The organism is Streptomyces sp. B21-105 (genome assembly GCF_036898465.1).
Taxonomy (GTDB): Bacteria; Actinomycetota; Actinomycetes; order Streptomycetales; family Streptomycetaceae; genus Streptomyces.
Genome location: NZ_JARUMJ010000001.1, coordinates 8,903,942 through 8,915,363, shown reverse-complemented (window position 1 = coordinate 8,915,363; position 11,422 = coordinate 8,903,942). Strand labels below are relative to the sequence as shown.

Here is an 11,422-nt window from a genome sequence, read left to right as displayed (position 1 = left end):
GGGGCGGCCCGGGCGCCTGGCGTCCAGCGGTACGCCGGCCCAAGTCCCGGCGGGAGTTCACTGGTGACACCCCGTCCGAAAGCGGTCGCACCTCTTTCGCCGACGAGGACAACGAGTCGTGCCGGTGGATGCGGGACGCCGAAGGCAACGAGTTCTGTCTCGACTGAGCGCCCTGCGATGCGGCGAGGGTCCCTCTGCGGGTGAGCGCGTCAGCCCTCGAAGCCCTCGGCGCGCAGGATTTCGTCGATACGGGCGCGGTGGGCCGTCTCCCACACGTCGAGGGTCTCGGTGGCCTCCTTGGCGAGCTTCGCCCGGGCAGTGGTCAGCGTGTTCCGCGTGTTGGCGGAGGGGACGACCACGATGCCTTCCTCATCGGCGACGACGATGTCACCGGGGTGCACGGCGACTCCGGCGCAGCGCACCGGGGCGTTGAGCGGCTGGACCGCCTTCTTGCCCCCGGGGAAGGGGATCACCCCCCGCGCGAACACGGGGAAGCCCATCTCCCTCACCTCGGTCAGATCGCGGATGAGCCCGTCGGCGACGAAGGCTGCCACGCCCCGGCGTTGCGCGACGGCGCACACGTTGCCGCCGGCCAGCGCGTACTCCAGGTCTCCCGACTCGACGACGATGACGGCGCCCTTCTCCGCGCGGTGGATCGCCGCGTGCAGCATGAGGTTGTCGCCCGGGGGGCATCGCACGGTGAACGCCGGCCCGGCCACGCGGGGCACCGGCGTCCACAGCGGGCGGATGCCCATCTCCATGACCTGCTCACGGCCGACGACGTCCGCAAGGGTCGTGGTCGGGATCTCCGCGAACGCGGCGGCCGCTGCGGTCGTGTCTGTCATGGGTCCCCCTCGTTGCGCCGGCCCGTCCGCCCCGGGCCCGTCCCTTTCACCTTCTCACCACCGCCACGGGCCGGTGCACGACGGGTGCCTCGTCCGCGCGGACGAGGCACCGGGGAGGTCGCTCTTCAAGAGAGCACGTTCCATGAGCCGCACGGTGCGGCGCCCGGCTACCGGCTACCGGCTACCGGCTACCGGCTACCGGGTGACGACGTTGAACACCGGGAAGGTCCGCGGTTCGACGTCCGAGAGGCCGATTTCCTGGAGGATCGGGAGGAGGATCTTGCCGAACTCGCGGAACGCCTCCTCCGACTCCCAGACGTCCACGACGAGCCAGCCGTCGTCCATGGGTGCGGACGTGTGCGAGATGAGCCCGGCCACAGGCCAGTCGTCGGGGCTCTTGACCGGACCGGGGCGGCCGGCCACCTTGTCCGCGCTCTGCTCGTACTGGGCCTGGGTCATCCCCGGCATTTCGAGAACCACGACGATGGCCATGCTGACTTCCCTTGCAGTGAGGCGACGAGGTGCGGAGGTGCGGAGTCCTCTGCTCAGTTGACCAGCGTGTCGAACCGTCCGCGCGTGGGCTGAGCCGGACAGGCTGGGAGTCCGATTCCGGCGGGTTGCGTTTCGACGGCGCCGATCCCGTTCACGGCTCGAAGAAAGCGGGTACTCGGGGTCGGCACCCCCGCCGGACACGGGTGAGGCGTCATCGTTGCCCAGGGCCCCGCCTGTCCGGTGAGGAGAAGCAGCCCGGAACCCTTCCAGGGCCCCGGTGAAGTGTCGGCCTGGTGTCAGCCGCAGCCGCCACCCCTCCCCCCCTTCCTCAACGGCCACCGGCCCCGCCGCTCGCGACGTGGCAGCCAACCGCTCCCCAACCGCTCCCCAAGGGGGACGTCATGATCATCTTGGGTGTCATTCTGCTCGTCATCGGTCTCGTCGCCGGCATCGCCTTCCTGTGGACCATCGGGGTCATCCTGGTGGCCGTGGGGGCGGTGCTGTGGGTTCTCGGCGCGATGGGACACGCCGTCGCCGGACGGCGCCATTACTGGTGACCGGGTCTCTCCTCGGCCGCTGCGCGCCGACAGCCGTGCCACAGCAGCTGTCCGGTGGCCGGACGGCGACTGTGGCTCAGCAGGGCCTGATGTGCCCTGATGTGCCCTGATGCGCGTGGTCGGCCTGCTTGCGACGTCGCCTGATGCGCCCGTTCCCGCCTGGTCGGCGCGGCGGGCCAGAGCCGCGCGTCAGCCTCTGATTCCCCGGGTGCCGGCAATATGGCGGGCATGGAACGTGTGCTGGGAATCGGTGGGTACTTCCTGCGGGCCGCAGATCCCGCGGCCCTGGGCGCGTGGTACCGCGACTGCCTGGGTCTGGACGCCGACGACCACGGCCTGTGGCGTCAGGAGACCGGACCGACGGTGTTCGCGACATTCGAGTCCGGGACCGACTACTTCGGGTCCCGCTCCCAGCGGACCATGCTCAACTTCCGGGTTCGCGACCTCGACGCGATGCTCGCGCAACTGCGCGCCCGGGGGGCGGACGTGGCCGAGGAGACGCAGGACATGGCGGGGGTCGGCCGGTTCGGCTGGGTGGTCGACCCCGAGGGCAATCGGGTCGAACTGTGGCAGCCCGCCTGAACGAACGGCGAGGCGCGGCCGGTTGACGCCTGCGCGGGGTTCTGTCCTGACCGACGAGAGCAACCGCGCACGTGCCGTGCGGGCGGCTGCGGACGCCGGGCTACGACCACTCGATCCCGAGGTCGGTGATCACGCTGCCCGGAACACCGTGATCACGGTGTTCCGGGCAGCGGCCGGACCGTTCGCCGGCGCGGGGCCTCGTCGTCGGGTGCGTCCGGTGAGGGGAAGTGGAACGGCACCCCGAGGACGTCGGCCAGGGCCCGGCCCGCCGCGGCGGCCGCCGCGCCCGGAGCGGGCCCGCCACGGCGGTGGTGGACGACGGCCAGGCATGCTTCCCCGCCCGAGTCGTCGTCGAGGACCGCGACGAGCACCACGAACCAGTCGTGGACGGTGTCGCCGTCCCACAGCGCCTCGACCGCCACCACCCGGCCCGGCAGCGCAGCGGCGCGGGCCACGAGTGAGGGGGTGTCGAGCGGATCGGGCGGCCTGTACTGCACGCGGTCGCCGAGGGCCGCGTACCGCGCGTGAACGACCTGCTCCGCCTCCCGCAGATCCAGTTCCAGCGGTCGCAGGGCCTCTCGGACGACCTTGACCGCCATGATGTGGCGGTCGCGCAGCACCTCGGCGTCGACCTCCCGGCGGGTCTGTTCCTCCAGATAGTCCCACCAGCCGCTCATCGGGCCACCGGGCCGGATCCTCTGCCGTGCGTCATGGGCCGAACGATACGACGGCACTCCGCCGGCGAGCCGTCCCGCTGCGAGCTCCGTGCCCGTCAGGCGGTGCTGAGCATGCCTTCGCGCAGGCGCGCCAGGAGACGGGAGATCAGCCGGGAGACGTGCATCTGGGAGACGCCGAGACGTTCGCCGATCTGGGCCTGGGTCAGCTCCTCGACGAACCGCCAGTGGATGATCCTGCGGTCGCGTTCGTCGAGTTCGGCGATCATCGGGGCGAGCGCGTGGAAGTCCTCGATCAGGCCCAGCGCGGCGTCCTCGTCGCCGATGAAGTCCGCCAGCGCCGACTCGCCGTCCTCGCTGCCGTTGATCGTCGCGTCCAGGGAGGCCGACGTGTAGCCGTTGGAGGCCAGCTGGGCCTCGACGACCTCGTGCTCCGGCAGGCTCATCAGCTCGGCGAGCTCCTTGGTGGTGGGCGTACGGCCGAGGCGGCTGCGCAGTTCCTCCTTGGCGCGGGCGAGCTGGACACGGGCTTCCTGCAGCCGGCGGGGCACATGGACGGCCCACGTGGTGTCCCGGAAGAACCGCTTGATCTCCCCCACGATGTACGGCACCGCGAACGACGTGAACTCCACCTCACGCGTCAGCTCGAACCGGTCGATCGCCTTGATCAGACCGATCATGCCGACCTGGACGATGTCCTCCATCTCCTCCGGCCCCCGACTGCGGAACCGGCCGGCCGCGAACCGCACCAACGACATGTTCATCTCGATCAGCGTGTTCCGCGCGTACTGGTACTCCGGCGAACCCTCCTCCAGCACCGCCAGCTGGTCGAAGAACAGCTTCGACAACTTCCGCGCGTCCCTCGGCGCGACCTTGGAAGGGTCTGCGATCTCCGGTACGTCCACCGTCTGTCCAGCGGTCTGCACGGTCGTCGTCGCCGGCATGTGCCCTCCCCATCGTTCGGTTTTCCTGTCACCGGTCCATCGTCCGGCACTCCCGCGTCTACCCCCGTCCTCGACCGGCATTCCTGGGACTTGCGTCAGTTGCCGCCCGGCTCGCCGTGGCTTCGTACGACCTCCTTCACCTTGGCGACCGCGAATCCCCAGCCCTGTTCGACCGTGGGCTCGGCCGGGACGGCGATCTCGTCGGGGTTGGTGAGAACGTCGAGCAGGACCGGTCCCGGACTGCGGAAGGCACGCAGCACGGCGTTGTCCAGGTCGGCCGGGTCGGTCACCCGGATGCCGGTGATGCCCATGGCCTCCGCCACGGCGGCGAAGTCGGGGTTGTCGAGCACGGTGCCGAACTCGGGCAGCCCGGCCTGCTCCTGTTCGAGTTTCACCATGCCCAGCCGGCGGTTGTCGAAGACGACGAGTTTGACGGGAAGGCGATACGTCTTCAGGGTCATCAGGTCGCCGAGCAGCATGCCGAGGCCGCCGTCGCCGCAGAACGCCACGACCTGGCGCTCACGGTCCAGGCACTGGGCGCCGAGCGCCTGGGGCATGGCGTTGGCCATGGATCCGAGGTTGTAGGAGCCGATGAGGCGTCGCCCGCCGCGCATCTCGACGAAGCGCGAGAGCCACACCGTGGCCATGCCGGTGTCGGAGGTGAAGACGGCGTCGTCGGCCGCGATCCGGTCGACTGCGGCGGCCAGCGCCTCGGGGCGGATGTCGTGGGCACGGTTGTCCAGCGCGGAGCGGACGCGGCCGAGGACGCCCTTGTCGTGGGAGGGGTCCGCGAGCCGGGCCTGCCCGGTACGCCACCGGTCGAAGCGCTCGCGCGCCTTCTCCAGATGGGAGCGCGCGCGTGCTCCGTCCGATCCGGCGGGCGCGACGGTGAGACTGTCCAGGAGGTCGCGCACGGCGGCGCCGGTGTCCCCCACGAGTCCGACGTCGACGGGTACGCGGCGTCCGATGTGCGTGGCCTCGGTGTCGATCTGGACGACGGTCCGGCCCTCGGGATACCAGTCCCGGTAGGGGAAGTCCGTGCCGAGCAGCAGGAGGGTGTCCGCGTCCTGGAGGGCCGCGGCGGCGGCGGGGTTGCCGATGAGTCCGGTCTGCCCGACCTGGAAGGGGTTGTCGTCGCCCTCGAAGCCCGCCTTGGCTTTCAGGGTGAGCACCATCGGCGCGGCCAGCCGGTCGGCGAGGGTGAGGACGTCCTCGCGGGCGGCCCGGGCGCCCTCCCCGACGAGGAGGGTGACGCGTTCGGAGCGGTCGAGGAGTTCGGCGGCGCGGCGCACGGCCGCCGCGTCGGGCCGGCTCAGCGGGGCGTTCAGGGAGAAGCGGGCCGGCCGGTCGGAGGGCAGCTGCTGCTCGCCCAGGTCGCCCGGCACGGTGAGGACGGCGACGCCCTTGCGGCCGAGTGCGTGGCGTACGGCCGCCTCCAGCATCCGGGGAAGCTGGTCGGGGGAGGCGATGGTCGCGCGGAAGACGGCCACGTCGCTGAAGAGGGCGTCGTTGTCGACTTCCTGGAAGTAGTCGCTGCCGAGTTCGGCGAGCGGTACCTGACCGGCGATCGCCAGGACCGGCGCATGGCTCTTGGCCGCGTCGTACAGCCCGTTGAGGAGGTGGACGGAGCCGGGTCCGACCGTGCCCATGCACACGCCGAGCGTCCCGGTGAGCTGTGACTGGGCGCTCGCGGCGAACGCGGCCGCCTCCTCGTGGCGGCAGCCGACCCACTCGAGTCCTTCGGTGGTGCGGATGGCGTCGGTGACGGGGTTGAGGGCATCTCCCACGACGCCGAACACCTGGCGCACACCGAGTTCGCCCAGCGCGTCGACGATGACGCGGGCAACGGTACGGGTCATGTGGTCCTCCGGTTCAGACGGTGAAGCGGTCGGGGTCGGCGGCCTGCCAGTCGGCCGCCCAGGAGGCGGGCGGTTCGGCGAGGAGCTGCCCGGGCGCGAGCCACTCGTACAACTCCTCGAAGGAGCGCTCGGTACGGGAGTCGACGCGCCGGCGGAGCATGTGGGGGCGCAGTTGCGCGGGGTCGGTGACTCCCATGGACGCCATGATCTGCAGGGCACTGGCCACGGTCGCCTCCTGGAATCGCCGGACGCGCGCCGTCTTGTCCGGGACGTCGAGGGCCCGGGCGCGGCGGGGGTCCTGGGTGGTGACTCCGGTGGGACAGGTGTTGGTGTGACACCGCTGCGCCTGGATGCAGCCGACGGCGAACATCATCGCCCGGGCGGCGTTGCCGTAGTCGGCGCCCTGCACCAGGCGTTTGACCAGGTCGGCGCCGGTGGCTATCTTGCCGCTCGCACCGATCCGCACCCGGTCGCGCATGCCCGCGCCGACGAGGGCGTTGTGCACGGTGAGCAGACCTTCGGTGAGCGGTGCGCCCACATGGTCCGCGAACTCCAGCGGCGCGGCGCCGGTCCCGCCCTCAGCGCCGTCCACCACGATGAAGTCGGGTGCCGTGCCCTCGTCCAGCATGGCCTTGCACACGGCCAGGAACTGCCGGCGTGAGCCCACGCACAGTTTGAAGCCGGTCGGTTTGCCGCCGGACAGCTCGCGCATGCGGGCGATGAAGCGCACGAGTTCGCGTGGCGTGGCGAACACCCGGTGGTACGGCGGTGAAACAACGGTCCGCCCCTCGGGCACGTCCCGGACCCGGGCGATCTCGGCGTTCACCTTGGCTCCCGGCAGGACGCCGCCGATGCCCGGCTTCGCGCCCTGCGACAGTTTCAGGGACACGCACTTGACGTGGTCGTGCGCCGCCTTGTCGGCGAACTCGGCGGAGTCGAAGTCGCCGTTGCCGGTGCGGCAGCCGAAGTAGCCGGTGCCGATCTCCCAGACGAGGTCGCCGCCCGGGCGGAGGTGGTACTCGGAGAGTCCCCCTTCACCGGTGTCGTGGGCGAAGCCCCCGGCCGCGGCGCCCCCGTTGAGTGCGAGGACCGCGTTGGCGGACAGCGACCCGAAGCTCATCGCCGAGACGTTCAGCAGTGCCATGTCGTAGGGCCGGCCGCAGTGCGGACCGCCGGTCCGCACGCGCGGCGGGGTTTCCGGCACCGAGCACGGGGCCATCGACGGGACCAGGTACTCGTGACCGGGCCGGTACACGTCCCGTTCGGTGCCGAACGGCTCCTCCGCGTCGGTGCCCTTGGCGCGCTCGTAGACGATGCTGCGCACGTCCCGGTCGAAGGGGCGTCCGTCGTAGTTGCGCTCGACGAAGTACTGCTGGAGCTCCGGGCGGATGCGCTCCAGGAGGAAGCGGGCGTGGCCGAGGACGGGGTAGTTGCGCAGTACGGAGTGCCTGCGCTGCAGCAGGTCCCAGGCTCCCAGCGCACCCACGAGGGTGAGCGGAAGGGCCGCGTACCACCAGGAGGGCGAGACCCCGACCGCCGCGGCTGCGGCGCCGAGGGCGGTCGACAGGATCAGAACGACGATTCCCACGCGTGTCACACCAGGCGCATTGCCCGGATGTCGCTCGTCATGCGCGAGTGCCGCACACGGGACGATCTCCGTCGCGGGACAGGACGGTGGGGCAGTGAGCGGGGGCCGGCCAGGAGGGTCGGTGCACGGGCCCGGACATGCGATCAGGTCCCGGAGCGGTGAGTGCTCCGGGACCTGATGGCCGTGCGAGGGTCAGGCGGGGGTGATGTTCTCCGCCTGCGGGCCCTTCTGGCCCTGGGTGATGTCGAAGGTGACCGCCTGGCCTTCCTGGAGCTCACGGAAGCCGGTGGCGTTGATGTTGGAGTAGTGGGCGAAGACGTCCGGTCCGCCGCCGTCCTGGGCGATGAAGCCGAAGCCCTTTTCGGCGTTGAACCACTTCACAGTTCCGCTGGCCATGCTGGTGCCTCCCAGTCAATGTCGGGCACCGCACCGCGCGGCCCCGGAGGTGATCGCCTTGGTCCGGCACTGCACAGCAAAACGCCCGCGCGCAGCGCGGGCAGGTACTGCCAACCACGACATCTGAGAGCGACGCTACACGGTGAGAGCGGCCGCCACCAGAGAGCAACGGCCATGATCCGTGGTCAAGTTCTGCGATTCTCCGGGCAGCCGGCCGCTCGCCGGCCGGACTCACGGGCGACGGCACACCGAGGCGCCCGTGCGGTCACCGCGGTGTGTCGTCGCCCGTCAGGCATGGTGCGAGTGCCACGGCGGCGGCGGTGAGGTCGGTGCGGATCGTGTGCTCGCGCGGCAGGAGGTCCCGCTGTCTGCCGACGACCGACACGACGGCCCGGATACGGGCGTGCCCGTCGCGGACGGGCACGGCGTACTCGGTGACGCCGTGCTCGAACTCACCGTGCGCCGCGACGACGCCGCGTCGGCGGTCCCGGTCGTTGGCCGCGGCGACTTCCCCGGCGGAGTGGGCCGCGTTCGGGCCGCCGACGCCGATCAGCTCGTAGTCGTCGAGCAGGGCGGTGATGTCCTCGGCGGTGTGGTCGAGGAGGAGTGCGCGGCCGGCGCCGGTGCACCAGCACGGGGTGACGAGAGCCGCCCGGCCGTGCCACTCCTGGTTCGAGCCGGCGGCGGATTCGGCGCGCAGCAGCCGGACCTGGACTCCGTCGCGGACGGAGAGCCGGGCGCCGGCGCCGTGCTCGACGGCGAGGCGGCGCAGGAGGGGGCGGCTGCGGCGGAGCAGGCCGGGGTGCAGGGACGCGGCGGTGGCGAAGAAGGCGTCTGCTGCGCGCAGCGTCGAGTCGTCGAGGCGGGCGAGGAAGCCCTTGTCGCACAGGTCCTGTGTGGTGCGTGACGCCTTGCTGCGCTCGACGCCGACCTCGTCGGCGAGTCTGCTGACGTTGAAGCCTGTGCGGCCGGACGCTTCGCGGTCCAGCACGGTGTTGACCATGTGCAGGGCCATCCGCAGCGAGGCGGCCGCTCCCGGGCCCTGTTGTCGGGGTTCGGGGCCGTTCGTCGTCACCTTCGCACCCTACAACCGCGCTGGACCGACCGAGTCCGGCCGACCGCGTTCAGCCTTCCTGGTGCAGGGCGAAGACCCGCGCCGGGAAGCCGGACCCGCCCTGGGGTTTGGGCCAGGTGGCGACGATCAGCGCGCCCGCCTCCGGCACCCGGTCGAGGTGGGCCATCAGCTCGATCTGCCAGCGGTCCCGTTCCAGGACGTACCGCTCCAGGCCGAAGTCGCCCGCGGAGGTGGCGAGTCCGGGGTCGGTGTCGGTCTGCTCGTGCCCGATCGCGGTGACGCCGGCCTCCTCGAAGAGGTGGCGCAGCACCTCGGCGGACCAGCCCGGGTAGTGACTCACGCCTGCGTCGTCCTTGTTGGCCATGGCGGCCGGGTCCGGCCAGCGGCGGCCCCAGCCGGTGCGCAGTGCGACGAACGCCCCTTCCGGGACGCGGCCGTGGCGGGCCTCCCAGGCCGCGACGTCGTCCAGGGTCGGTACGGCGTCCGGGTCCGCCTCGACGCGTTCGGTGATGTCGAGGACGACGAGCGGCAGGATCATCTCGTCGACGGGTATCTCGTCCAGGGACCGCGCACCGGCCACGAAGTGCACGGGCGGGTCGACATGGGTGCCCCACTGCCCGACGATCGTGTACAGGTGCACGGTGAAGCCGTCGCCGCGGGCCATGTCGAAGGGCATCTCACGCTTCTCGTCCGGAAAGGCGGGGAAGTGCGGCTGTCCGGGGTGGAACGCGTGGGTGAGGTCGGTGCGGACCGTTTTGCCGATCAGTTCCCGGTGCAGGGCCCACAGCGGCGGTTCGACGGGGGCGTGCGTGTTCGGCGTCATGCGTGCTCGTCCTCTTTCTCGGCTTCTCGGCTTCTCGGCGATGTCCGACGGCCGTGCAGGGGATGGTCAGGCGCGGGAGACGAGGTCCAGCGGGGCGGAGAGCTCGATCACCGGGATCTCCCAGGGGTGCGCGTCGGTGAGGCGGGCGAGGACCCGTGCCAGGTCGTCGTCGGTCGTCGCGGCGTCGACGTAGGTGGTGACGGCGAGCGTCGAGGAGAGGAACCGTCCGCCCACCGAGCCGAGTGCGGGGCGGGCGCCGGGCCGGACGGTGAAACCCTCCGCGCCGAACGCCACCTCGAAGACGTCGCCGTAGGCGCCGAAGTCCCCGAGTTCGGGCGAGGTCTCCAGGATCCGCAGCAGCGCGGCGAAGGACTCGTCGGCGCGCAGCGTCCCGAGGTCGCCCTCCGCGCAGGCGGCCAGTGTCGCGGTCGCGACCGGCCAGTACACCTTGATCGTCCGCACCGTCCGGCGTCGGACGGACGTCGGGGCGGCCTGTTCGGCGGCCTCCCGGTCCGGTCCGGCGGCGTACGGCGTGATCGTCGTCGTGGTCATGATCGTCCTCCCTCGGCTGATATGGCGGCGGCTGACGCAAGGATAGTAGGCGTGCATTAATCGCACGACAAGATGTGGATACTGCACAGATCATGATCGACTGGGCGCGGCGGTACAGTGCGGACCGACGGTCACGGGGACGACGACGCCCCGGGCAGGAGCACGCCGGCAGGGCGGAGGAGCACGTGGACTCGAGCGTGACGAAGGGGCTGGACGCCCTGTCCGCGCTGGCCCGTGCCACGGCCGACGGACCGTGGCACGGCCCCGGGGTGACCGTCTCGGAGCTGGCCCGTCGGATGGACCGCGACCGCAGCCAGCTCTCCCGCATGCTCACGGCCATGACAGCGGAGGGGTTCGCCCTCCGCGACGACGTCTCGGGCGGCGTCACACCGCATTGGCGGCTCTACGCGACGGCGCGCGACCTCACGGCCCACCGCCTGCGCACGGACGGGCTCACCGCGCTGGAGGGCATGGCGGCCGAGACCGGCGAGAGCTGCTACCTCGGCGTCCTGGTCGGCGACACCACGGTGACCATCGCCGAGCGGGTGCCGCCCGGCAGCCGGCAGCTCGGCTCCTGGATCGGCCGCCCCTTCCCGGCCTACTGCAGCGACTGCGGCCAGGCCCTGCTGAGCGACGCCGACGACGAGGAGGTGGCTGCGGTCTTCGCCCGCACGGAATTCGTCCGCCACGGCCCCAACACGCCTACCGGCCTGGACGACTTCCTCCGCCGGCTGGCAAAGACACGCCGGCGCGGCTACTCGATCGTCGACGAGGAGGCCGAACCCCTCCTGTACTCCGTGGCCGCACCGGTCCGCGACTTCAGCGACGAGGTCGTCGCCGCCGTCCAGGTCGTCGGACCGCGACACCGCCTTCAGCCGAGGACCCGGGAGTGCGTGGCAGCGGCCCTGCGGTGGGCGACCCACCTGGAGAAGGCGCTGCGCGGGGCCTGAACGCCCCCGCCCGCACGACGTGCGACCCGCACGGGCGCTCCCACTCCCCCGGGAGCGCGCGCCTTTGTCGGCCCCCCGTCTACTG

General features: G+C 71.5%; 13 protein-coding genes. 3 read left to right on the top strand and 10 right to left on the bottom strand.

The genetic code is table 11. From position 1 onward, the window contains the following. Window positions 1-209: 209 nt before the first annotated feature. Together QA802_RS39890 and QA802_RS39885 are read right to left on the bottom strand one after the other, a co-directional pair. Window positions 210-845, bottom strand: coding sequence for an RraA family protein (locus QA802_RS39890; RefSeq protein ID WP_334533640.1), 636 nt, complete (start codon window positions 843-845; stop codon window positions 210-212). Between the two features lie 195 nt (window positions 846-1,040). Next, window positions 1,041-1,337, bottom strand: a complete 297-nt coding sequence (locus tag QA802_RS39885) for a hypothetical protein (RefSeq protein ID WP_334533637.1) — start codon at window positions 1,335-1,337, stop codon at window positions 1,041-1,043. 401 nt (window positions 1,338-1,738) lie between these two features. Here QA802_RS39885 and QA802_RS39880 point away from each other — a divergent pair, with 401 nt between their 5' ends. Both QA802_RS39880 and QA802_RS39875 read left to right on the top strand, forming a co-directional pair. Further along, window positions 1,739-1,894, top strand: a complete 156-nt coding sequence (locus tag QA802_RS39880; RefSeq protein ID WP_173985739.1) for a DUF6131 family protein — start codon at window positions 1,739-1,741, stop codon at window positions 1,892-1,894. 228 nt (window positions 1,895-2,122) lie between these two features. After that, the gene (locus tag QA802_RS39875) at window positions 2,123-2,476 is read left to right on the top strand and encodes a VOC family protein (protein WP_334533634.1); all 354 of its coding nucleotides are present in this window, start codon (window positions 2,123-2,125) and stop codon (window positions 2,474-2,476) included. Window positions 2,477-2,628: 152 nt separating this feature from the next. Here the strand turns inward: QA802_RS39875 and QA802_RS39870 are convergent, their stop codons facing one another. The 8 genes from QA802_RS39870 to QA802_RS39835 form a co-directional block, all read right to left on the bottom strand. Further along, window positions 2,629-3,153, bottom strand: coding sequence for a hypothetical protein (locus QA802_RS39870; protein WP_334533631.1), 525 nt, complete (start codon window positions 3,151-3,153; stop codon window positions 2,629-2,631). A gap of 95 nt (window positions 3,154-3,248) precedes the next feature. Further along, window positions 3,249-4,094 carry an RNA polymerase sigma factor SigF gene (locus QA802_RS39865; RefSeq protein ID WP_334533627.1) on the bottom strand — a complete coding sequence of 282 codons (846 nt, stop codon included), beginning with the start codon at window positions 4,092-4,094 and terminating at the stop codon, window positions 3,249-3,251. A 95-nt stretch (window positions 4,095-4,189) separates the two neighbouring features. After that, window positions 4,190-5,953 (bottom strand): thiamine pyrophosphate-dependent enzyme, encoded by a 1,764-nt coding sequence (locus QA802_RS39860; RefSeq protein WP_334533625.1) that lies wholly within the window; start codon window positions 5,951-5,953, stop codon window positions 4,190-4,192. 13 nt (window positions 5,954-5,966) lie between these two features. Continuing rightward, on the bottom strand, window positions 5,967-7,550 hold the full coding sequence (locus QA802_RS39855; RefSeq protein WP_334533623.1) for an FMN-binding glutamate synthase family protein: 1,584 nt from the start codon (window positions 7,548-7,550) through the stop codon (window positions 5,967-5,969). A gap of 183 nt (window positions 7,551-7,733) precedes the next feature. Then, complete coding sequence (locus QA802_RS39850) at window positions 7,734-7,937, bottom strand: cold-shock protein (RefSeq protein WP_037622929.1); 204 nt, start codon at window positions 7,935-7,937, stop codon at window positions 7,734-7,736. 265 nt (window positions 7,938-8,202) lie between these two features. Beyond that, window positions 8,203-9,012: an IclR family transcriptional regulator domain-containing protein gene (locus QA802_RS39845; RefSeq protein WP_334533594.1), complete on the bottom strand. Its 810-nt coding sequence runs from the start codon at window positions 9,010-9,012 to the stop codon at window positions 8,203-8,205. A gap of 49 nt (window positions 9,013-9,061) precedes the next feature. After that, on the bottom strand, window positions 9,062-9,835 hold the full coding sequence (locus QA802_RS39840; protein WP_334533591.1) for a cyclase family protein: 774 nt from the start codon (window positions 9,833-9,835) through the stop codon (window positions 9,062-9,064). Between the two features lie 66 nt (window positions 9,836-9,901). Then, window positions 9,902-10,387, bottom strand: a complete 486-nt coding sequence (locus QA802_RS39835; RefSeq protein WP_334533588.1) for a hypothetical protein — start codon at window positions 10,385-10,387, stop codon at window positions 9,902-9,904. A 185-nt stretch (window positions 10,388-10,572) separates the two neighbouring features. Between QA802_RS39835 and QA802_RS39830 the strand changes: the two genes are divergently transcribed. Continuing rightward, complete coding sequence (locus QA802_RS39830) at window positions 10,573-11,337, top strand: IclR family transcriptional regulator (protein ID WP_334533585.1); 765 nt, start codon at window positions 10,573-10,575, stop codon at window positions 11,335-11,337. The last annotated feature ends 85 nt before the right edge of the window (window positions 11,338-11,422 follow it).